Raw genomic sequence first — 21,311 nt, forward strand, 5'->3', positions numbered from 1 at the left:
AACTCATGGAACGGTCCATCCATGAGGCAGCCGACGATCCGGGACGTGGCCGAGCGGGCCGGTGTCTCCAAGTCGCTGGTCTCGCTGGTGCTGCGCGGCTCCGACCAGGTACGGCCGGAGAAGCGGGAGGCCGTACTGAGGGCTGTGCGGGAACTCGGCTACCGGCCCAACGCTGCCGCGCGCAGCCTCAGCGAGCAGCGCACCCGCACCGTCGGCGTGCTCCTGAACGACCTGCGCAACCCGTGGTTCGTCGACCTGCTCGACGGCCTGAACCCGCCGCTGCACGAGCACGGCCTGCACATGCTGCTGGGCGACGCCCGCCTCAACCGCCGCACCGGCCAGGACCTCGCCCGGCCCTTCCTGGACCTCCAGGTCGACGGACTGGTCGTGGTCGGCACCCTGCCCGACCCCGCCGCCCTCGGCGCGGTCGCCGCACGCATACCGGTCGTGGTCGCGGGCGCCCGCGAGGCGGTGCCGCCCGGCGTGGACGTCGTCGCGGGCGACGACGAGAAGGGGGCGCGGCTGGTCACCGAGCACCTGATCGGCCTCGGGCACAGCCGGATCGCGCACCTCGCGGGGTACGGAGCCGTCGGCGACCTGCGCCGGCACAGCTTCGAGGCGGCCATGCGCGCCCACGGCCTCGCGGACCGGGCGCTCGTCGAACCCACCGACATGACGGAGGAGGGCGGCTTTCGCACCGCAGTCCGGCTGCTGAGCCGCCCCGAACGGCCCACCGCCCTGGTCGCCGTCAACGACATCGCCGCCGTCGGCGCGCTGTCGGCCGCCGAGGAGCTGGGCCTGCGCGTCCCCCACGACCTGTCCGTCACGGGATACGACAACACGAGCATCTCCCGGCTGCGCCACCTGTGGCTCACCACCGTCGACAACGCCGGCCACGAGGTCGGCCGCCGCGCCGCCCGCCGCCTCCTCGACCGCTTCGCGGGACACGGGGGAGAGGGCCGAGTCGAACTCGCCATGCCGACCCTGGAGATCCGGGGGACGACGGGGGCGCCGCGCGGGGATGGAGACGGCAGACCCGGGCGGGATCCAGCCGGTGCGCACGGCGGTCGGGCGGGGATGCCCGCAGGCGGTCGTGCGGGGATGCCCGCACCGGGCGGTCAGGTGGGCGCGCCCGCGCCCGGTGGTCGTGCGGGGCCGCCCCGTACTTGACGGCCGTGGGGGGACGCCCGCGCCTGGCGGCTGTGCGGGGACGCCCGTACCCGGCGGTCACGGGCCCGCCCGCTCCCGACGGCCGCGCGGGGGTCCCCGCACCCGGCGGTCGTGCGGGGACCCCCGTATCTGACGGCCGTGTGGACCGGCAGACTCCCCGCCGTGCGCCCGGGCCTGACGTCCGCCCCTGGCGGTTATGCCCGGGCCTGACGTCCGCCCCTGGCGGTTATGTGGGCGCGTCCGCGCCCGGTGGTCGTGCGGGGCCGCCTCGTACCTGACAGCCGTGTGGGGACGTCCGCGCCCGGTGGTCACGTGGGCGCGTCCGCCCCTGGCGGTTATGCGGGACGTCCGCACCCGGCGGTCAGGCGGAACCCCCGTACCTGACGGCCGCATGGGGGCACCTGCACCTGGCGGTTATCCCGGGATGTTCGCACCCGGCGGTCAGGCGGAACCCCCGTATCTGACGGCCGTGTGGGGACGCCCGCACCCCGCGCTCACGCGGGCCCGTCCGCACCCGGCGCTCAAGCGGGCCCGCCCGCACCTGGCGACCAACGAGTCCGCCCGCACCCGGCCCCGCGGGCACGTCGGGGTCCGGCGCTGAGCGTCGTTGGCCTTGGCCTTGGCCGAGGTGCGAGGGCGCCGCTCACCGAAACGTGGCCGTTGATCACCATGGCCCGGGCGGCGTCTGTCCCACCAGGGGCGTCCGCCTGGGAACGGACATCGACGGTGCGGTCGAGAGGCATGCGGCAGGCAGGTCGTGTCCGATCCCGTCGGCCGTCCGTGCCCGGTCGGGACCACGACGCCTGGGAGTGCCTGTTCGGGGTACGCGGGACGGGCGATGTGGAACGACCTCTCTTCGCCGACCGCGGGCTGCCGGACGACGTCTCGGATCCGGTACGGGAGACGGGCGTCGGCGACCACCGGCACGGCCACACCCACGCCACTCGGCCCGAGGTCCGGGCCCGCCCGGTCGCGGGCGGTTCGCCGGGAGACGGGCGACGACGGCCGACCCGCCCAGGTTCGTGTCCTATCGGCGACGCCCCGCTCGGCAGAGGCTGTCCGGGCCACGACGCGCGAGTTCGCGACCGGCCTCGGGGCCGACGCCGTACGTCTGCCGCCCGGTTCGGCTGACCGGTGTACCGGGGAAGGAGCGCGCATGATCAGCCACGCCACCGACGCCACCGACAGCACGGTCACGGACGAGGCGCTGCGCAGTCTGAGCGGCACCGCCGACCCGCGCCTGCGCGACCTGCTGACCGCACTGATCCGCCATCTGCACGCCTTCGCCCGCGAGACCCGGCTGACCCGGGAGGAATGGGAGCGGGCGATCGGTTTCCTGACGGCGACCGGACAGGCCTGCACGGACACCCGGCAGGAGTTCATCCTCCTGTCGGACGTGCTCGGACTGTCGATGCTCGTCGAGGAGATCAACGGCCACCAGGTCCCCGGTGCCACCGAGTCGACCGTCCTCGGCCCGTTCCACATGACCGCGTCCCCGGCCCGCGAACTCGGCGCGACCATCGACCTGGTGGGCGACGGCGAACCGTGCGTGGTCAGCGGCCGGGTCCTGTCCCAGGACGGCACCCCGCTGCCCGGCGCCACCGTCGACGTCTGGCAGGCCGACCGGCACGGCTTCTACGACGTCCAGCGCCCCGACGTCCAGCCCCCCGGCAACGGCCGCGGCCTGTTCACCGCGGACCCGGAAGGCCGCTTCCGATTCCGCACCTGCGTGCCGAGCCCGTATCCGATCCCCACCGACGGCCCCGTGGGCGAGCTCCTCGCGGCCACCGGACGCCACCCCTACCGGCCCGCCCACATCCACTTCATCGCCTCGGCCGCCGGCCACGCGCCGGTGACCACGCACATCTTCGTCGCGGGCGGTGACTACCTCGACTCGGACGCGGTCTTCGCCGTGAAGGACAGCCTCGTACGGGACTTCGCCGAGACCGACGACCCTGTCCTGGCGCAGGAGTGGGGCGTCGCCAACCCCTTCCGGCACGCACACGTCGACCTCGTACTGGAGCGATCATGAAGGATGTGAAGAACTTCCTCGACTTCTCCTACGAGACCCGGCCGACGCGGGTCGTCCTCCGGCCCGGCGCCGCCACCTCCGCGACCGCGGGCGAGGCCGAACGGCTCGGCCTGCGGCGGCTGCTGGTGGTGTGCGGCAGCCAGGGCGCGGACACCGCGCGGGCGGTCGCGGACTCGCTGGGCCCGGCGTGCGCCGGCCTGCACGCCGGGGCCCGCATGCACGTGCCCGTGGAGGTCGCCGACCGGGCCGTGGAAGTGGCCCGCGCGGCGGGCGCCGACGGGTGCGTCGCGGTCGGCGGCGGCTCGGCGATCGGCCTCGGCAAGGCGATCGCCCTGCGCACCGGCCTGCCGCTGATCGCCGTACCCACCACGTACTCCGGCTCGGAGGCGACCTCCGTGTGGGGCCTGACCGAGCACGGCGTCAAACGCACCGGACGCGATCCGACCGTCCTGCCGCGCAGTGTCGTCTACGACCCCGAACTCACCCTCTCCCTCCCCGTGCCGCTCTCCGTGACCAGCGGCGTCAACGCGATCGCACACGCCGTCGAGGCGCTGTACGCCCCCGACACCTCGCCCCTGATCGCGCTGATGGCCGAGGAGGGCGTACGGGCGATGGCGCGGGCGCTGCCCGAGGTGGCCGACGACCCCGAGTCCCTCCAGGCCCGCGGCCGGGCCCTGTACGGAGCCTGGCTGTGCGGCTCCTGCCTGGAAGCCACGACGATGGGCCTGCACCACAAGCTGTGCCACGTGCTCGGCGGCACCTTCGGCCTGCCGCACTCCGAGACGCACACGGTGGTGCTGCCGTACGCGCTGGCGTACAACGCGCCCGCCGCCCCGGACGCGGCCGCCGCCGTCGCCCGCGCCCTCGACGCCGAGGACGCCCCACGGGCCCTGTGGGAACTGGCCGGCCGGCTCGGCGCACCCCGCTCTCTCGCCGAACTCGGCCTGAGCCGACCCGACTTGGCGGAGGCGGCGGCCCGGACCGTCGGCGAGGTGTTCGCCAACCCCCGCTCGGTGACGGCGGACGACGTGCTCGCCCTGCTGCGGGCGGCGTACGCCGGCGAAGCACCGGGGGCGGGCGTGTCCGGGACCGCGCAGTAGGCAAGTCGGTCGTCGGGAAGCAGACGGCTGCCGCCCGACTCCCCTTATTACTCGCCCGGCTTGGCCTCCTTGGGGTGGCAGCGCGAACGGCGGGACCCTTCCCGGACCCCGGATGGCAGGGTGACCGGTGTGACGAGATGGCGCATCCGTGGGAGGGGCCTGGAGTGACGCGGGATTGGTCGTTCTTCCGGCTGAGGCGGAGCCGATCCAGGGACGGGGATGGGGCGGGGGCCGGGGCCGCGGACGGGTGGGGGACGGAGGCGGGACGAGCCGTCCGCGACCCCGGATCGGTCGTGGCGCAGGCGTATGAGGTCGGTGAGCTCATGAGCACCGACGCCACCGGGGAGTGGCACCGCGTGTTTCACCGGGGATGGCGGCGGGAGCTCGCCATGAAGAGCCCGCCGAGCGTGCCGCGCAAGGGCTCGGCGGGGGACGAGGCGCTGCTCGACGAGGCCCGGGCCTGGCTGGAGGTGCCCCCGCATCCGCACCTGCTCGGATGCCACTTCGTCCACGCCCTGGACGGGCGGCCGCGCCTCTTCGCCGAGTACGCGCCGGGCGGAGACCTCGCCGAGGCGCTGCGCGGGGGCCGCTTCACGGCGGTCGAGGAGATCCTCGATGTGGCCGTGCAGACGGCCTGGGGCCTGGAAGCCCTGCACGGGGCGGGTCGCGTGCACGGGGACGTGCGGGCGTCGGCGGTGGTGTTCGCCGCCGACGGCACCGCGAAGCTCGCCGGCTTCGGATCGCCGCGGCGGGAGCCGGCGGACGACATGGGGCAATGGTCCGCGCTGCTGGTGGAGATGTTCACCGGGGGGCGGGACCTGGAGGCGGCGGTCCGACAGGAGCCGCTGCCCGGCCGGCCGACGCCGCCCGGGGCCGTGGTGGCGCTGCTGCGTGCGTGTCTCGACCCCGATCCGGCCGTACGGCCCGCCGGCATGGGCGTCGTGGCGGAACGCCTGGCCGCGCTGTACGAGCAGGAACTGGGCCGTCCGTATCCCCGGCAAGGCCCGCCTTCGGCCGTTCCTCGCGCGGACGGGTGGAACAACAAGGCGTTGTCCCTGCTCGCGCTGGATGAGGAGGAGCGAGCCGAAGCCTGTTGGGAACAGGCACTGCGGGACGACCCCCGCCACGCGGACGCGACCTTCAACCTGGGCGTGAGGCACTGGCGCTCCGGCCGTATCACCGACGACGAGTTGATGCGCCGCCTGGAGGCGGTGGGACAGGCCGACGCGGCGAGCGGTGCGCCGGAGGCGCGTATCCCGTACCTGTCGGGGCTGGCGCACCTGGAACGCGGGGATGCCGCGGCCTCCGTCGCACGGCTGACGGAGGCCGCCCGGCTCGCGCCCGAGGACCCGGAGATCGCCTCCGCCCTGGAGGCCGCGGCCGCCGGCGCGGAGGCGGGTCACGATACGACGTTGTCCGCCAGGTCCGACCCCGGCTGGATCTGGTCGGTGGCGGTGACGCCGGACGGCGGGCACGCCCTGTGGGGCTCGGAGGACGGTGCACTGCGCTGGTGGGACGTACACGCGGGCCGACATCTGGCCACCCTCACCGGCCACACCGGGCCCATGTGGAGCGTCGTGCTGACCCCCGACGGCCGGCACGCCCTCTCCGGGTCGGAAGACGGCACGGTGCGGTGGTGGGACCTGGCCGCCCGTCGCTGTCTGCGCACGCTGACCGGCCACACCCGGGCCGTGCGCGGGGTGGCGGTGACACCGGACGGCCGATACGCGCTCTCGGGGTCGGCGGACGGCACGGTCCGCCGCTGGGACCTGCGCGACGGCCGGTGTCTGGCCACGTTCACCGACGAAGTCGCCGTCCTCGCGGTGGCGTCGACGCCGGACGGCAGGTATGCGATGGCGGGCGGAAACAAGGGCCTGCTGCGGTGGTGGGACCTGCGCCGCCGCCAGGCGCGCACCCTCCCCGGCCACACCGACGCGGTCCGCTCGGTGGCGATGACCTCCGACGGCCGGTATGCCCTGTCCGTGAGCAAGGACAGTGAGGTGCGGTGGTGGGATCTGGAGAAGGGCGACTGCCTGCGCACCTTCACCGAGCACGCCGGGACGGTCTGTTCGGTGGCGGTGACGCCCGACGGCCGTATCGGCGTGTCGGGGGGCCTGGACCGCACGGTGCGGTGCTGGGACCTGACCACCGGCCGTTGCCTGCGCACGATCCGCCATGACTACCTGGTCCTTGGGGTCACGGTGACACCGGACGGGCGCCGGGTGTTCTCCAGCGCTTCGGACCGCAAGGTGCGCGCCTGGAGCCTCACGGAGCGGTCACCAGCTCCGTGGATCCCCAGCCGCCCCGGCGACGCGGCCGAACTGGCGACCAGGGCACGTGAGTTCCGGTCCCGATTGGACGAAGCGCGGGACCTGCTGAGGAGCGGGCAGGTCACCGGCGCGGCCGAGCGGCTGCGGCAGGCGCGAGCCGTGCCGGGCCATGCTCGCGACCCCGAGCTGCTGCGGCTGTGGGCGCAGGCCGGCCGGCGTGGTCGGCGGACCGCGTTCCTCGACATCCGGCCGGTCCGGACGCTCGACGTCCCGTCCGGCATCACCTCGCTGGCGCTCGCCCCCGACGGAGCGCACGCGGTGACCGCCGGCTGGGACAACGCGGTGCGCTGGTGGGATCTGACCACCGGCGAGTGCCCGCGGGAACTGTCCGGTCACACCGACGCCGTCACCTCGCTGGCCCTGACGTCCGACGGGCGCAGGGCGTTGTCCGGCAGTGCCGATCACACGCTGCGCTGGTGGGACCTCAACACGGGGGAGTGCCTGAGGACGCTGTCCGGCCACGCCGACGCGGTCACCTCGGCAGCGCTCACCTCCGACGGCGGCCACGTCCTGTCCGCGGGGGCCGATCACACGCTCCGCTGGTGGGATCTGGCCACGGGCGAGTGCGTGAGCGTGCTGACCGGCCACACCGGCACCGTCACGTCTCTGGCGCTGACGCCCGACGGGCGCCACGCCGTGTCGGGCAGCGCCGACGCCACCATGCGGTGGTGGGACGTGAACTCCGGCGCGTGCCTGAAGTCCTTCCCCAGCCATGGATGTTCGGTGGACGCCGTGGCGGTGGCCCCGGACGGCCGCCACGCGCTGGCCGGTGAGGACTGCGGCAACATGCAGTGGGTGCGGTTGGAGCACGGGCGGACCCTGACCGAACTGAACGGGCACGTGGGATCGGTGGCAGCCGCCGCGGTGACCTCCGACGGCGGCCACGCACTGTCCGCGGGCCTGGACGGCACACTTCGCTGGTGGGACCTGGGCTCGGGGGAGTGCCGCCGCCTGATCACCGTGCACGGCGACGAGGTCTGCGCGACGACGGTCACCTCGGACGCCTGTCATGCCCTCTCGGGCAGCAGAGACGGCACCGTCGTGCTGTGGGCCCTGGACTGGGACTACACGTTCTCCCACTGAGCGTTGCGGGGAGAGCGAGGTGGGGAAGCCGATGACACGCGGAGACGGTCTGTTATCCAGGATGCGGAACCGGCGCGCCGCGTCGGCCGCCCGCGGAGCGGACGCGCCGCCGCTCCGGGACGGGACGCCGCCGGAGCCGTATGCCGAGACCGACGACGGGGTCGTGCGGCGCACCGGCGAGACCGTGCTCGGGACCTACCGCATCGGTGAGCAACTCGGCGCCGGTGGTATGGGCGTGGTCCACCGGATTCGTCACCGTGGCCGGAACGAGGACCTCGCCGTGAAAAGCCCGCGGCCCGAGCTGTGGGCGTCCGCGTCCGGGATCACGGCGTTCGTGGACGAGGCCGAGGTCTGGGTGGGCCTGCCGCCGCATCCGCATCTGTGCACCTGCCACTACGTCCGGGAGCTGGGCGGGGTGCCGCGGCTCTTCGCCGAGTTCGTCGAGGGCGGCACCGTCGCCCAGGCACTGGCAGCGGGGCGGCTGGTCGGGCTGCCGGAGATCCTGGAAGTGGCGATCCAGATGGCGTGGGGCCTTCGGGCCTGCGCGGGCAGCACGGTCAACTCGGTGACGGTGGCTCCGGACGGCCGGACCGCCCTGTCCAGCGGCTTCGACAAGACCGTGCGCCGGTGGGATCTCCTGACGGGGCCTGCCGCCCCCCGCAGCTACAGCCGACCCCGTTCCGCGCTCGACCTGGGAGCGCATGCGGAGGAGTTCCAGCACGAGATCAGTCCGCCGGGCCACTCCTCGCGCTGCGGCGGGGTGCTGATCGGGCGGCCGTAGGCGGCAGCGCGCTCGCGCAGGGTGTGGCTGTCGGCCTGCCAGCCGTGCCCGGCCAGCCAGCCCACCGGGTCGTCGGGCATCTCCGAGACCCACATGGACGCCGCCGATCCCGGCGCTGCGTCCGCGCCGAAGCGCTCGATCACACCGCGCGAGCCCAATGTCAGCCCCATCCGACTGCCTGCCGCCGACTGCGCACTGATCCGGGCCAGCAGCAGCTCCACCGCGTCCTCGGGCAGATAGATCAGCAGTCCTTCGGCGATCCACGCGGTCGGCACGGCCGGGTCGTGCCCTGCGGCGGCCAGCGCGCCTGGCCAGTCCTCACGCAGATCCACCGCGACGGTGATCCGCTCGCAGCGTGCGACGGCCCGCTCCTGGCGCAGCACCGAAGCCTTGAAGTCCAGTGGAGCGGCGGTGTCGACCTCGAACAGCCGGGTGCCCTCGGGCCAGTCCATCCGGAAGGCCCGGCTGTCCATGCCGGCGCCGAGCAGCACGACCTGCCGGACCCCGGACGCGGAGGCCTGCTGCAACAGGTCGTCGAGGAACTTCGTCCTGATGACGATGGAGAACGACACGGCCAGCCGGCGGCGTTGCGCGGCCTCGTCATCGGGCAGCGGCGGCGAGGAGGGCCACAGGCCGCCGGCGGTGGCGAAGGCCTGTGCCAGTGGATCGCGGAACAGCGCGTTCTCCCGCTCGGTCTCCAGCGCCCGCACCCTGGCCACCCCCACCGCCGTGGCCCACACTCCGGACGGCTGCACCCGCTCCTGCTCACCAGTCACCGCGCCAGCCTAGAAGATCACTGAAAATGTTGCGGGTTCTGGCCCCGGCCCGGTAGGGCCGGGGTCAGTCTTGTAGGCATGCAGGGGGAATGGGCCGGGGAGATGGTCGGGCCGGATGTGTGGGAGACCTGCCGGGAGTTGATCCCGGCCGGGAGCGTATTTGCGTTTCTGGCCGAGCACCGGGAGGCACTGTTCCCGCCGTCGATGTTCGCGGACATGTACCCGTCGTCCAACGGCCGTCCGAGTCTGCCGCCGCAGGTCCTGGCCGCCACCGTGGTGCTGCAGAGCCTGCAGGGGCTGTCGGACTTCGAGACGGTCCAGGAACTGCGGTGTGATCTGCGGTGGAAAGCGGCCTGTGGGCTGGGCTTGTACGACATGGCGTTCGATCCGTCGCTGCTGACGTACTTCAGGCGCCGGCTGCGCCACTCGGCCGAGCCGATGCGGATTTTCACCAAGGTCAAGGAGGTCGTGGCCGCGACCGGGGTGCTCAAGGGCAAGCAGCGGCGTGCTGTGGACTCCACCGTCCTCGATGACGCGGTGGCCACCCAGGACACCGTCACCCAGATCGTCTCCGCGATCCGCCGGGTGATCCGTGATGTCCCTGGAGCCCAGGAGGCCGCCGCGGAGCACTGCCGCGCGCACGACTACACCGACCCGGGCAAACCGAAGATCGCCTGGAACGACGAGCAGGCGCGCGCTGCGCTGGTGGATGCGCTGGTCACCGACGCCCTCAACCTGCTCGGGCGCCTGCCCGATCGTGAGCTGGGCGAGAAGGCCGCGAACGCGATGGGCCTGCTGGCCCTGGTCGCCGGGCAGGATGTGGAACCGGCCGAGGACTCCGACGGACGCGATGGCCGCTGGCGCATCGCCCGGCGCACCGCGCCCGACCGGACGGTGTCCACCGTCGATCCCGACGCCCGGCACATCCACAAAAACCGCACCCGCCACCAGGACGGATTCAAAGGACACGTCTCCTTCGAGCCGGAGAGCGGGCTGTTCACCGCCGTCGCTGTCACCGGCGGCTATGGTCCCGGCAACCACGAAGCGGCCGTTGCCCGTGATCTGCTGGACGGGGAGGACGGCGAGTTAACCGTGCTCGGCGACTCCGCCTACGGCACCGGCGAGCTGCGCGAACAGTTGCAGGCCGCGGGCCACACCCTGGTCATCAAGCCACCGCCGCTGCGGCAGGTGATCCCCGGCGGCTTCACCATCGACGACTTCCGCATCGACCCAGCCGCCGGCACCGCGACCTGCCCAGCCGGACGAACCGCCAACTTCGGCCAGATCAAAGCCGACGGGGCCCGCACCGCCCAGTTCAAACGCCTCTGCGTCGGCTGCCCCCTGCGCGAGCGCTGCACCACATCCAAGACCGGACGCACCCTCAACATCCACCCCCAGCATGAACTGCTGACCGCCGCCCGCCGAGACGCCGCCGACCCGGCCTGGCAGGCCGAATACCGCAGATGGCGGCCCCCGGTCGAACGCGCCATCGCCTGGCTGGTCGCCAAGGGCAACCGACGCGTCCCGCACCGCGGCGTCATCGCCAACAACCTCTGGCTGCACCACCGCGCCGCCGCCCTCAACCTCCGCCGACTGATCAACCTCGGACTCACCCGGACCGGCACCACCTGGCACCTCACCCCGGCCACCACATAGCGAAAAGGGCCGCCCGGCCCACGGCCGGACAGCCCTCAACAAGATTTTCAGTGATCTTCTAGATGATCGATTCCGACCAGTACGGCATCCTCGTCGAAGCCGAGGCAGCCGCCCAGATCGTCCAAGCCGCCGGCCTACCCGCCGGCCCGCTCTTCGGCCCCTCCAACGCCCAGTGCCTGGCCCGCATCGAGACACTGCCCATCGAAGACCAGCAAACACTCGTCCGCGCAGCGGCCCGCCGATACGCCACCACCGCGCCCTCACCTCGCCCGGCCCGTTATGCACCAGCCGCCCGACCGGCCCAGCCACCGCGCCGTACCCGCTGACCGGCTTGGGTCTGCGCCGCAGCGACTGCCATCTGCAGCCGGACTCGGGGGCGTTGGGTTGTGAGGTGGAGGGCGCGCACGTGCATGTGCGGCGCCGGGCGAATGTGAACCGGGCGTGGTCGAAGTCGAAGCTGGCGGTCGCCGACTACGTGGAGAACGTCCGGCCGCGGTTCGGCTGCGAGTACCCCGCGTTGTGGGTGACCGAGCCGGGCGGCCGGGTCAAGCCGGCGGAGATCAACGCACGGCTCGTCGCCTACCGCGACGCCCTGAAGCTCCCGAAGGAGCTGACCGTCCACTCCGCTCGCCACGCCTACGTCACCCAGCTCACGGAGGAGGGGGTCGACCGGCGGTTTCTGACGAGACGGTGGTCATCGACACCTCGAACTACTACCCCGGCATGCTCAGCGAGCCGATCGAGGCGGTGGACAACGGCCAGGTGGAGAGCGTGTACACCGCCGAGCTGCTCGGCCGCCCCGTGGTCAAGGCGTGGAACGCCGCGCTGGCCGAAACCCAGCGGACCAAGGGTGTTCCGGCCGGAACGCCCGGCCGCCTAGCCATCCCCGTCGCCGGCGACTTCGAGGAGGCGCGGAAGGTGGCCATGAGCCTGGTGGACGACACCGGCTTCGACGCCTACGACGCCGGCACGCTGGCCGACTCCTGGCGCCAGCAGCCGAACAGCCCCGCCTACTGCACCGAACTGACCCTCGACGAGCTGCCGGCGGCCCTGGCCGCGGCCGACCGCGTCAAGGACGCGGCCATCCGCGACAGCGTCCCAGAACGCTTGGCCACCCTCCCGGCCACGGCCACCCTGGAGGACGTCGTCGAGATGAACCGCGCCGCCCACCGCTGAGTCACCCGACGCGGCTCTCGTGCACGTAACGGCGCGAGGGCGGCCGCGTCGGCACGCCACGAACACACAAGACGAACACGAAGAGCGCACAGTCCCCCGCGCTGCGACCTGCAGTCTCGGCACGCCACTGCCCGCGAGCATCCGCATGCCTGCCGGTACCCGCAAGGCACATCCTGCACCCGGCCCTTACGCCGGCTGCCTCCTTGCACGGCCTGCCGTACTGCGCCGCGGCCGCCGTGGCGGTGACTGCGCGCCATGGAGAGGAACCACCTTGCCCGGCACCGCATCACCCTTCACCGACATCGCACTCGCCCGACGCTCCCCCCGACGGTTCCTGCCCACCGCCCTGTCCCCCGCGGACATCCGCGGCGTGCTGGAAGACGCGCAGACGGCCCCTTCGAACAGCAACACCCAGCCGTGGACGGTGCACGTCGTCTCGGGTGCGGCACGAGACACCCTGGGCAAGGAACTGCTCCGCGCCGAGGAGGAGGGACGGACATCCCCGTATTTCACCGATGGCTACGGCGAAGGCCTCTACCTCGAGCGGTCACAGACGCTGGGCGCGAGTGTCTACCGGGCCCTGGGCGTCGAGCGCTCGGACCGGGACGGCAGGAGGGCGGCGGTCCGCGAGAACCTGGAGTTCTACGGCGCTCCCCATGCCGCCTTCCTGTTCATGCCGGCACTCGGCGACGGGGTGCGTACGGCCGGCGACATCGGCATGTACGCGCAGAACTTCCTGCTCTCGCTGGCGGCCCGGGGGCTGGCCGGCATCCCGCAGACCATACTCGGCGTCTACGCCGACACCGTCCGCGAGTTCCTGGGTGTCCCCGCGGAGCTCAAGCTGCTGTTCGGCATCTCCTTCGGCATGGCTGACCCGACGGCACCGGTGAACACGCTCCGCACGGAGCGGGTTCCGCTGCAGCGGAGCGTGGTCCTGCATGACACCCCGGGAGTCCTCGACAGGCCGTAGTTCTTCCGCCCGCAGGGCCATCCGACGCCTGGGCCGGGCCGCCACTCGACCGGCTCGGGCCCGGCGCCCGCGGCTTTTGACAATCTGGAGGATCCCTCCACCTTCTCGGAGAAGGTAAACGGAGGCATCCTCCCGGCGCGACGATCCCGCCGCGCACGGAGAAGTGCGAGCGTGCCCACGAGGTCATCCAGATCGTCCAGGCACTGTGGGGCAGCTGGGAGAAGGGCGCCTGGCTGCTCGACGTCACCGGCGAGCGGTTCGCCGACATGGGCAAGATCCAGCCGGTCAACCTGCAGGGCAAGCAACGCGCCGCCTCCCGCGGCCCGCCGCCCATCCCTCCGTCCGAGCGGGGGATGCTTGACCTTTCGGGTGGTGTCGTCACCGCAGGCAAAGAGTGGACGGACGGCGGCTCGGTGCACGAGGCGCACTCCCTCAAGCGCCGCGCGGCTACCGCGACCCCGCCTGTGCCCATCCCGCCGCAGTTCGTCGGAAGTACGTCCTGACCCGTACGGAACTCGCCTCCAAGCGGGCCAAGCGGCCCTACGATCTCCGGCACGCCGGGATCTCGTTCTGGCTGTGCTCCGCGCAAATCGTTCCTTGCTTTTCGTGCCTCTGGCAGAACCCCAGCTTCCTCGGCGAATACGACACCAGAAGGTTCTTGGTCTGCTGGTGGTACGCCGTCAGCATGTCTCTGACCAGCGGCGATGCGGGACACGGAAGGTGCGCGGCAGACGTCGGCCCGGGCATGGTCCGGATCTTGATCGTCTCTTCGGCGCCCGCGTGATGGCGGCTGTCAACGAACCACGCGACGACGGCGAACGCACGGACACGCATGGGATCCCCCGCGGGTCGAAGGTGGGCCGCGTGGACGGTTGTCGTGGCCGTGGGTCCCCCTCACCCTCGGCCCTGTCTGACAAGCGGACGGCAGGGGGCTGACGACACCTACCGATTCCAGGTCGGGAAGACGTGGGGGTTCGCGATTGATGCGCCGGTTCGCATGACCCGGGCCCACAGCGGTTCGGTGCTGTGATGAGCTGTTGCCTCGCGTCGGCCGGCCGGATCGAAAGAGATGGCCGGCCCGACCCGAACCTGGGATCGGTAGGAGTCCCCGGCAGCGAGAGCCTCGCGGCATGGACCTGCAGAAGATGCTCGGGCTGTGGTGGATGGTGCCCGCTGGGCTGGCGTTGGTGGGTTATGCGTGTTCGCTGGCCGGGCTGACCCGGCCGCAGCGGGCGGTGTGGGTGACGGCTCGGGTCGTGGAGGTGGATCCGCCGGGACACGGTGAGTCGGGGAAGCACGGGATACCGGTGACGATCGTGTACCAGGACCCCGGCACCGGGCGGGAGTTCAGGCTGCGGCACGAGAACAAGCGGGGCGACCGGGTGCAAGTGGCCTGGGTGGGGCAGGAGTTCCCGGTCCGGTTTCCGCGGCGGCGGCCGGAGCGGTTCTACCTCATGCTGGACAGCGAGGGGCGGACCTCCGGGGTCGGCGGGCCGAACTGCATGGTGATCCTGCTGGTGTTGGGACTGGTCGTCCAGTCGTTCTTCGCGTGGGGCTGGCAGTGGGGGCTGATCTGCGTCGGTGGCCTGCTGCTCCTCGTCGTCGCGTTGAGCCGGGACGGCGAGTACGCACGCGCCCGCGCCGCTCAACTGGCCGAGGGCGTCACCGTCCAGGGTCGCGTGGTCGCCGTCACCAGGGATGTCTATTCCGACGGCGAAGGCAGCGAGAGCGTCAGCCACGCTTCCGTCGTCGCCTTCACCACCCACGAGGGCGTCGAGGTGACCGCGCTGTGCACACAGGGCATCCGGGACATCGCCAAGTCCCTCGGCCGTGACATCCCCCTCCGTTACGCGCCCGCCGACCCGTCCCTCCTCACCGCCGACCCCGACCACGAACGCCGTGAGCGCACGTGGAACATCAGGTTCGTCGCCACCCTGCTGGTCACCGGGATCGCCGCGATCGGGGTGGGCGGTTACTGCCTCCACCACCCCTGGCCCTTCACCTGACGATGCAGGTCAGGGCCGCCCAGAGGAGGGGTGAGTGCTCGATCCGGCCGTCGGCGCGCCACTGGTCGAGCTGCTGTCGCTGCCAGGCGCCGAGACGGCGGACCGGGTCGTGGTCCTCGTGGGCCGCGTCCACGGCGACCACGGCCTCAGTGAGCGGTCGTGCGGACTCCGGCAGACCGGCCAGGCGGTGGAAGGCGAAGCTGGTGGGGAGCACCCAGCGGGTGGCGGTGACCAGTTGGGCGCCGTTGTGGATCATCGCCGTCGCCAGGCCGAAGGACTCGGCGAAGCGGAGATCGCCGCCGCTCTCGCAGGCGATCAGCGCGACGCGCGGCGGCGCGGGCCAGAGTCGAGCGCCCGGCACACCGTCCGCGCGCAGCGGGAGCGTGCCCAGGAGAAGATCCTTGGCGGACAACGGGCGGTGGGTGCGCACCGGTTCGGTCATCCCCGTGGTCTCCGGGCCGCAGCACAGGTGGAGGGTGACGTCCTCGCTCTGCCCGCCCTCGACGGGGGCGCCGCTGACGTGACCGACGTACATCAGTCGACGGGCACCCTTGCGCAGCGCCTCGCCCAGCCAGTCGCGGTCGAGGTCGGTGCGGCGGAAGGCCTCGGCGGGGGTGGCGACGGACGGTACGACGGTGCCCGCGTCGAGCCTCCGCCGTACGAGGGACAGCAGTGCCGGGTCCGAGCCGGGCTGCCCCAGGACCGAGCCGAGCGGGGAGTCGGCGCGGAAGCCGGGGACGCGGGGGTCCAGGACGAGAACCACGGCGTCCGAGTGCCGGTCCTGATCGGTAGGGGTGGTGCCTGCCCGTCGTAGCGATGCCGGTGCCGTGGTGGCGATGTCCACGAGGTCGATCAGCCGTACGTCGCTGTCGTCACCGTCCACGGCGAGCAGCTCCCAGGGAACCTGGGCGACCCGGGGCGACGGCTGGAGCCGCATCAGCGGACGGCCCAGGTGGGCGGATACCTGGCGGATCTGGTCGGTCAGGCCCGGCGGCCACAGCACTTCGGCCAGCAAGCGGGAGAGACGGCGCTCTTCCTCGTACGTGGCCAGCGCGCCGGATTCGAACGCGCGCCGCATGCCTTCCGTGCCGCCGCCCGGCAGCGCGGCGGCCAGCGCGCGGATGGCCTCGTCCACGTCCGGCCCCGGGGTGTACCCGGTGCCGAAGCCCTGGGCCCCACGGGCCCACGTCCAGGTCATGTGCAGGTCACCGGCGTCGGCGAGGCGGACCTGGACCACCGGACGGTTCGGGTCGGTCAGATCGTCGGCGGACAGAACGGCACCTCTTCCTCGCTCACGATCCGCCGGTGATAGCGGAACTCGGCTGCCTGGACGTACTCCTGGAGCGCGGTACGGCCGCCCGCCTCCGCCGACATCACGATCTTCGGTGGCGGTGCGACCCGCAGGCCGACGGAGGCGGCGGCCTCGGCCGCGATGCCGCCCAGCGTCGGGGGAGCGTCGTCATCGGGGGCGTACGTCTTCATGGCGGCGTCCGGGAAGACCGCCGCCTTGTCGGCGGTGGACGTACGGCTCAGCGCCAGGGAGGCGCCCGCGCACCGGTGTTCCACCAGCTCGAAGATCAGCCCCTGGTCGTTGCTGCGGAGGGCCAGGCGGAAGACCAACTGCATGGCTTCGTCGGCCAGTTGGAGCCACTGGCTGCGGGCGTGGGCGGTGGCGAAGTCGTAGCGGGCCGCTTCCAGCGTCAGGGCGGCGGGCAGGGCGAGGGAGAGCGCGCCTGCGAGCGAGGTCCGTTCGTGGTCGCCGTGGTCGGTCCGGTTCAGGTTGTCCTCAAGGGTTCGCGCGAGCATCAGGTCCACCTGGGCGCACCGCTCGTACACCCCGCGCTCCTGGTACACGTCCCGCGCGCCCTGGGCGAGCCGCTTCATCTCGTCGATGTCGCCCCGCTCGTACGCGTGCCGGGCACCCATCAGCATGGTGTCGGCGGCGGCGATCGCGGCACCGACCTGCTGGAAGCGGGCCAGGCTGGACGCCGTCAGGGCGGCAGCACCGGCCGCGTCCCCGCGGTGTGCGGCGATGGCGGCACGGGCCTGTTCGCAGACCGCCAAGTCCTCGGCCTGGCCCTGCCGTTCGAAGATCTCGGCGACCTCCGCGTACAACTCCTCCGCGCGGTCGAGGTCGCCGGCCCGCAGCGCCGCGTACGCCCGGTGGGAGAGCACCTGCTGGCGCCCCGCGTGGTGGCCCAGCGTCAGACAGGCCTCCTCCGCGCGGGCGAAGTAGTCCTCCGCCTGCTCGAACCGCACGGTCGAGGCGCAGACGACCCCCAGACAGTCCAGCAGATACGGCTCGGTGAGCGGCGCGTCGGCGAGCAGCGCGGAGGCCAGTTCCTCGGCCGCGCCCCACGCGCTGCGGTCCATCAGCAGATGCACCCGGCTCAGGCCGATCTCGGCGGTGCGCAGCCCTTCGAGGTCGTCGAACTCCGACAACAGGGCCGTCGCCTCGTCCATCGCCTCCTGCGCCTCGTCGAACCGCCCGGTCCTGCGCAGCAGTTCGACCGTGGCCAGCAGTGTCTTCAGCAGGACCTCCTGCCACAGTCGGCGGCCGTTCGGTCCCATCGGCACGGACGCGATGCCCCGCACCAGATCGAGGGACCGCCCGATGGACAGTGCTGCCCCGGGCAGATCGGTGGCCGCGAGCTGAACCGTCCCGATGTCGGACAACAGGTGCCCGCGCAGAAGTCGTACGTCGGGAGAGTCCTCGAACGACTCGGCCACGGCCAGGAGTTCGCCGTAGACGGCCAGCGCTGCCGGGAGATCCGGGGTGAGTTGATGGCGTTCGGCGAGCGCGAAGCCGCTGTCGAAGGGCTCGCCGTAGCTGAGCCCCGCCGCCTGCTCTTCCCGTTCCGCTGCGTCTTCCGGGTCTTCCAGGTCTTTCGGGTCTTTCGGGTCTTCCGGCATGGGCTAGAAGTCCTCCTCCACGGCAGCGGTAGCCGCGATCTCGGCGAGGAACGGGTCCGGGTGTGCGGCCTCGCTGTCGTGCGGTGCCGCCGCGACGCCGAGCCGGTGCCGGGCCAGGGCTCGTACCGCCTCACGTGCCGCACGGTCATCGGCACCCGGTCCCGGGTCGAACCCCGGCAGCAGGATGCCGACTTCGATGCTCGGTGTCGTCGAGGCCGGGATGTCCAGGTCCGCCCGGCCGGTCCACACGTCGTCCCGCCTGGCCAGCGGAACGCGGTTCGGCGGGCTGCCGTCCACGTGGACCTCCGCCGCGAGGTGCACCCCGCCCACGGGGGCCGCGATGTCGGCGACGACCTCGACCTCGATCCGCCGCCCGGCGCCGACCGCGTACACGGTCCAGGAGACGGCGTCCTCGGCCGCGTCGACGAAGCCGGGAGGATAGCGGCACCAGTCGTTGGTCCCCGAACCCCGGGCGATCACGCGGCGGTCAGTCGCGGTGCCGAGACTACCTGCCGCAAGGGCGAACTCCTGCTGCCGTGCGAAGAGTTCGGTGAGGTCGAGCGGCGTGGCGGTCGGCCTGTGGTCCTGTTCCAGGGCCGATCCGAGGCGCCGTAGTGCCTCCCCGTCCAGCCCGACGTTGTCGGCCGCGTCGTCGATCAGCCGTAGGACACGGTCCAGTTGGCGAGGCGGGGCCGCCGACTGAAGCCAACGGATCAGCGGGTCGAGCGCGGCCAGGTGCTCCTCCAGCAGTTCGGCACCCTCCACCTCACCTGACTCGTCGAGGAGCTGCTGGCACTCGTGGGTCAGTGCGGCCAACTCCAGCCCCAGCACGTTCGGTTCGAGCGCGGGAATCCCGTCCAGGTACGACGTCGGCCACCAGCGGGACGCCCAGTGCCCGAGGGCGAGGCGGGCGGCAGCCTCGGCGAGTGCGGTCGGCTGCTCGGGCAGCGTCAGTTCGGCGGCTGGCGTTCCCGACGCGACGGCGTCGACAGCGGCGGCCGTGCGCTCGCCGTAGACCGCCCACAGCCACTGCTGGGCCTGCCCCACGTCGTGGATCTCCGCAGCCGGGGGACCTGTCGGGCCGAGGACGGGCCAGGTCAGGACGGCGCCCGCGACTTCGAGAACGGCCCGGGTGAACGTGGGACCGGCGGAGGGTCCCGCGATGCGTACGGTGCCGTCCTCGGCTCGCGTGATGTCACAGCGCCGTTCAGGCATCACGCGCTCCTCGGCTCGGCGGCGGGCTCGGCGGCCGCCGACAGGGTGCGCAGTGCCGTACGGACTCGTGCGCGGTGGTCCATCATCACCGAGCGGGCGACCCCGTCGAGCACGCCCCAGGCCGATGCCGCGTCGGGCAGTGCCGCGTCGCGGACGTCGCGCCCGTGCAGCCGTACCCAAAGGCGCCGCATGTACGCGGCCCATGGGGTGCGCAGGTCCTGGGCGAGGGCGTTCAGCACACCGCCGTCCGGGTCGGGGCGGGGGGAGACGGTCATCCTGCGGGCTCGGAGGACCGAAGCCTCCCGCCGCCAGCGGCTGTTGACGATGCGGTGTGCCGCCGTCGACCCCGCCACGGAGGTCCCGGCGCCCAGCGGATCGAGGCCCACCGCGAGTCGGCCGCCGAGCACGACAGTGACGCGCAGGCTCTCGTCGTACAGGCCCAGCGGGGCGCAGCTGCGGTCGACCTCCCGCCAGACGAGCTCCGGCACGGTCGGCAGCTGCTCGCGGTGGGTCGACGCCTGGAGCACGGTGAAGAGCCGTTCGAAGAGCGTGCGGTCGAACGGCGCGGGGAGGGTGGCGGTCGAGGCACTCCGGCCGACCTCGGGGCGCGGGGGCACGCGGTGCGCGGTCAGTCCGAGGTGCGGGGGTACGTCGACGCGGTCCCAGACGTCGGCCGGGTGCGCCGCCCACAGGGCTCGCCCGAGCAGGCTGCCGTGCCCGGCCCGGACCATGGCGTCGAAGGCCGGCGCAACAGCCCCCGCCGCACCGCAGGCCTCGAGAACCTCGGCCGCCAGGCCCGTATCGGCGGCGCCTGGTACCGCCTCGCGTCCGTCCCACGCCGTTGCCAACTCGGCGTCGAGCCGGGCGCGTCGGGCGGCGTCCGCCAGATGCTCCTTCAGCGCCTCCACCGTCCGTCCGCCGGAAGCGTCCACGACGTCTTCGAGGACCGCCCTCGCCACCGCGTCCGCGCCGGGCCCCGGCGCCCCGTGCTCGGTCGCCAGCTCGAAGCACCGCTGGAAGTACAGGTCCTGGGGGTTGCCCGCCACGATTCCCAGTGCCCGGCGGGTCTTCTTCAGCAGCGTGAACCACCGTGCCGTCGCTTCCAGAACCGCACCGGACTCCCGTATCAGCGCGTCGAGTTGCTCCGCCTCCCGCGCGTCGAGGAAGTCGGTGGCGAGCTCCGGACGCAGCGCGGGCCGGACGATCAGCGGCAGCACGATCAGCTTGACCGTCCGGGTCAGCGGCGCGCCACCGGGCCCGCTCAGCGCCCGGGGACCCGGCCCGAGGCCGCGCCAAGCCGTGTCGATGACCATGGCGCGCGGACGGCGCTCGCCGGTCGACGGCTGGCTCGGGGACGGCATGGGCAGAGCGTACGTCCTGGGGGAACTGGCGGTCGAACCTGGGATCGGTAGGCGCTGCCCGCCTCCTAACGTCCACACCACCAGGCAGAACGGACCGGAAGGGCAGGCACAGCATGGGAATCTTCGGCAAGGGCAAGAGCCGCGAGGAGAAGGCCGCGAAGATCGCGGAGCAGGTGGCCGGCGGCAAGGGTTTCTACGGCCGTATGACACGCGCGACGCTCGGCCGCGAGGACTACGCCAAGCTCCAGCAGTCGATCGGCGCGTACAACTCCGGTGCCACTGTGCAGCAGTTGCTCGCCATGGGCGTACCGACGATCACCGCCGTCGTCGTGGCGATCAGCGACACCGGCAGGCTGGTCAACTTCGACCCGGTCGTCGACCTGGTCCTCCAGCTGACCGGGGCCGGGGCCACCGCCGACCCGATCACGCTCCAGACCATCGTTTCGAAACTGCGCATCCCCCGCGTCGGTGATCAGGTACTCCTGATCGCGGACCCCGCCAACCCCGGTGGCTACCTCTACGCGGGAGACGGAGCGACGTCGTGACGACACCGCCGTACGAGGTGGTGGCGAACGACACCGCCCTGCTCACCTTCGACGGTCGGGTGCTGGATATGGAGACCGTCATCGGGCAGCCGGGAGTGCCCCGCCACTCCTTGCCCTACGACCCGGAGCGCCTCGACGCCCTGCGCGCCTTCGCGGCGCAGCCGGCGCGGGGCGTGGCCGAGAGACCGCGACTGTGA

Annotated in this window: 19 protein-coding genes; 14 read left to right on the forward strand and 5 right to left on the reverse strand. The window is 72.6% G+C overall.

What is annotated here, in order from left to right; genetic code table 11:
- The first annotated feature begins 21 nt into the window (after positions 1-21).
- From Q4V64_RS47920 to Q4V64_RS47945, 6 genes are all read left to right on the forward strand, one after another.
- Positions 22-1,170 carry a LacI family DNA-binding transcriptional regulator gene (locus Q4V64_RS47920; protein ID WP_124437494.1) on the forward strand — a complete coding sequence of 383 codons (1,149 nt, stop codon included), beginning with the start codon at positions 22-24 and terminating at the stop codon, positions 1,168-1,170.
- Between the two features lie 424 nt (positions 1,171-1,594).
- A complete protein-coding gene (locus Q4V64_RS47925; RefSeq protein ID WP_172628998.1) occupies positions 1,595-1,771 on the forward strand; it encodes a hypothetical protein in 177 nt (58 codons plus the stop codon).
- Positions 1,772-2,326: 555 nt separating this feature from the next.
- Entirely contained in the window at positions 2,327-3,202 is an 876-nt protein-coding gene (locus Q4V64_RS47930; protein ID WP_124437493.1) for a dioxygenase, read from the forward strand.
- Complete coding sequence (locus Q4V64_RS47935; RefSeq protein ID WP_124437492.1) at positions 3,199-4,302, forward strand: maleylacetate reductase; 1,104 nt, start codon at positions 3,199-3,201, stop codon at positions 4,300-4,302. Before Q4V64_RS47930 ends, Q4V64_RS47935 begins: the two co-directional genes overlap by 4 nt.
- A 323-nt stretch (positions 4,303-4,625) precedes the next feature.
- Positions 4,626-7,715 (forward strand): WD40 repeat domain-containing serine/threonine-protein kinase, encoded by a 3,090-nt coding sequence (locus Q4V64_RS47940; RefSeq protein ID WP_172628997.1) that lies wholly within the window; start codon positions 4,626-4,628, stop codon positions 7,713-7,715.
- A 61-nt stretch (positions 7,716-7,776) separates the two neighbouring features.
- On the forward strand, positions 7,777-8,496 hold the full coding sequence (locus Q4V64_RS47945) for a protein kinase (protein ID WP_172628996.1): 720 nt from the start codon (positions 7,777-7,779) through the stop codon (positions 8,494-8,496).
- Here Q4V64_RS47945 and Q4V64_RS47950 read toward each other — a convergent pair.
- Entirely contained in the window at positions 8,379-9,272 is an 894-nt protein-coding gene (locus Q4V64_RS47950) for a class I SAM-dependent methyltransferase (RefSeq protein WP_124437521.1), read from the reverse strand. The two genes, Q4V64_RS47945 and Q4V64_RS47950, sit on opposite strands and share 118 nt — an antisense overlap.
- A gap of 78 nt (positions 9,273-9,350) precedes the next feature.
- Between Q4V64_RS47950 and Q4V64_RS47955 the strand changes: the two genes are divergently transcribed.
- The 6 genes from Q4V64_RS47955 (at position 9,351) to Q4V64_RS47980 (ending at position 15,080) form a co-directional block, all read left to right on the forward strand.
- Entirely contained in the window at positions 9,351-10,928 is a 1,578-nt protein-coding gene (locus Q4V64_RS47955; RefSeq protein ID WP_303714720.1) for an IS1182 family transposase, read from the forward strand.
- A gap of 62 nt (positions 10,929-10,990) precedes the next feature.
- Complete coding sequence (locus Q4V64_RS47960) at positions 10,991-11,254, forward strand: hypothetical protein (RefSeq protein WP_303714722.1); 264 nt, start codon at positions 10,991-10,993, stop codon at positions 11,252-11,254.
- A gap of 364 nt (positions 11,255-11,618) precedes the next feature.
- Positions 11,619-12,104, forward strand: coding sequence for an NADP oxidoreductase (locus Q4V64_RS47965; RefSeq protein ID WP_253267383.1), 486 nt, complete (start codon positions 11,619-11,621; stop codon positions 12,102-12,104).
- Positions 12,105-12,375: 271 nt separating this feature from the next.
- Positions 12,376-13,074, forward strand: a complete 699-nt coding sequence (locus tag Q4V64_RS47970; RefSeq protein ID WP_216377696.1) for a nitroreductase — start codon at positions 12,376-12,378, stop codon at positions 13,072-13,074.
- 266 nt (positions 13,075-13,340) lie between these two features.
- The gene (locus Q4V64_RS47975) at positions 13,341-13,577 is read left to right on the forward strand and encodes a hypothetical protein (RefSeq protein WP_253267371.1); all 237 of its coding nucleotides are present in this window, start codon (positions 13,341-13,343) and stop codon (positions 13,575-13,577) included.
- Between the two features lie 627 nt (positions 13,578-14,204).
- Positions 14,205-15,080, forward strand: coding sequence for a DUF3592 domain-containing protein (locus Q4V64_RS47980; RefSeq protein ID WP_124444368.1), 876 nt, complete (start codon positions 14,205-14,207; stop codon positions 15,078-15,080).
- Here the strand turns inward: Q4V64_RS47980 and Q4V64_RS47985 are convergent.
- The 4 genes from Q4V64_RS47985 to Q4V64_RS48000 are packed head-to-tail and all read right to left on the reverse strand — an operon-like array spanning position 15,073 to position 20,569.
- Positions 15,073-16,317 carry a CHAT domain-containing protein gene (locus Q4V64_RS47985; protein WP_253267372.1) on the reverse strand — a complete coding sequence of 415 codons (1,245 nt, stop codon included), beginning with the start codon at positions 16,315-16,317 and terminating at the stop codon, positions 15,073-15,075. The genes Q4V64_RS47980 and Q4V64_RS47985 overlap by 8 nt on opposite strands.
- Positions 16,318-16,334: 17 nt before the next feature.
- Positions 16,335-17,993 (reverse strand): hypothetical protein, encoded by a 1,659-nt coding sequence (locus tag Q4V64_RS47990; protein WP_253267373.1) that lies wholly within the window; start codon positions 17,991-17,993, stop codon positions 16,335-16,337.
- Positions 17,994-17,996: 3 nt separating this feature from the next.
- A complete protein-coding gene (locus Q4V64_RS47995) occupies positions 17,997-19,208 on the reverse strand; it encodes a hypothetical protein (RefSeq protein ID WP_253267374.1) in 1,212 nt (403 codons plus the stop codon).
- Complete coding sequence (locus Q4V64_RS48000; protein ID WP_124444369.1) at positions 19,208-20,569, reverse strand: hypothetical protein; 1,362 nt, start codon at positions 20,567-20,569, stop codon at positions 19,208-19,210. Before Q4V64_RS48000 ends, Q4V64_RS47995 begins: the two co-directional genes overlap by 1 nt.
- Positions 20,570-20,682: 113 nt before the next feature.
- Between Q4V64_RS48000 and Q4V64_RS48005 the strand changes: the two genes are divergently transcribed.
- Both Q4V64_RS48005 and Q4V64_RS48010 read left to right on the forward strand, forming a co-directional pair.
- Positions 20,683-21,114: a hypothetical protein gene (locus Q4V64_RS48005; RefSeq protein ID WP_124444370.1), complete on the forward strand. Its 432-nt coding sequence runs from the start codon at positions 20,683-20,685 to the stop codon at positions 21,112-21,114.
- On the forward strand, positions 21,111-21,311 hold the full coding sequence (locus tag Q4V64_RS48010; RefSeq protein WP_124444371.1) for a hypothetical protein: 201 nt from the start codon (positions 21,111-21,113) through the stop codon (positions 21,309-21,311). Before Q4V64_RS48005 ends, Q4V64_RS48010 begins: the two co-directional genes overlap by 4 nt.

The organism is Streptomyces sp. NL15-2K (assembly GCF_030551255.1).
Taxonomy (GTDB): domain Bacteria; phylum Actinomycetota; class Actinomycetes; order Streptomycetales; family Streptomycetaceae; genus Streptomyces.

Bases quoted from the DNA above. Each gene is read 5' to 3' on its own strand.
- Q4V64_RS47920 (WP_124437494.1), top strand. From the start codon at position 22: ATGAGGCAGCCGACGATCCGGGACGTGGCCGAGCGGGCCGGTGTCTCC.
- Q4V64_RS47925 (WP_172628998.1), top strand. From the start codon at position 1,595: ATGTTCGCACCCGGCGGTCAGGCGGAACCCCCGTATCTGACGGCCGTG.
- Q4V64_RS47930 (WP_124437493.1), top strand. From the start codon at position 2,327: ATGATCAGCCACGCCACCGACGCCACCGACAGCACGGTCACGGACGAG.
- Q4V64_RS47935 (WP_124437492.1), top strand. From the start codon at position 3,199: ATGAAGGATGTGAAGAACTTCCTCGACTTCTCCTACGAGACCCGGCCG.
- Q4V64_RS47940 (WP_172628997.1), top strand. From the start codon at position 4,626: ATGAGCACCGACGCCACCGGGGAGTGGCACCGCGTGTTTCACCGGGGA.
- Q4V64_RS47945 (WP_172628996.1), top strand. From the start codon at position 7,777: ATGCGGAACCGGCGCGCCGCGTCGGCCGCCCGCGGAGCGGACGCGCCG.
- Q4V64_RS47955 (WP_303714720.1), top strand. From the start codon at position 9,351: ATGCAGGGGGAATGGGCCGGGGAGATGGTCGGGCCGGATGTGTGGGAG.
- Q4V64_RS47960 (WP_303714722.1), top strand. From the start codon at position 10,991: ATGATCGATTCCGACCAGTACGGCATCCTCGTCGAAGCCGAGGCAGCC.
- Q4V64_RS47975 (WP_253267371.1), top strand. From the start codon at position 13,341: ATGGGCAAGATCCAGCCGGTCAACCTGCAGGGCAAGCAACGCGCCGCC.
- Q4V64_RS47980 (WP_124444368.1), top strand. From the start codon at position 14,205: ATGGACCTGCAGAAGATGCTCGGGCTGTGGTGGATGGTGCCCGCTGGG.
- Q4V64_RS47990 (WP_253267373.1), bottom strand. From the start codon at position 17,993: ATGCCGGAAGACCCGAAAGACCCGAAAGACCTGGAAGACCCGGAAGAC.
- Q4V64_RS47995 (WP_253267374.1), bottom strand. From the start codon at position 19,208: ATGCCTGAACGGCGCTGTGACATCACGCGAGCCGAGGACGGCACCGTA.
- Q4V64_RS48000 (WP_124444369.1), bottom strand. From the start codon at position 20,569: ATGCCGTCCCCGAGCCAGCCGTCGACCGGCGAGCGCCGTCCGCGCGCC.
- Q4V64_RS48005 (WP_124444370.1), top strand. From the start codon at position 20,683: ATGGGAATCTTCGGCAAGGGCAAGAGCCGCGAGGAGAAGGCCGCGAAG.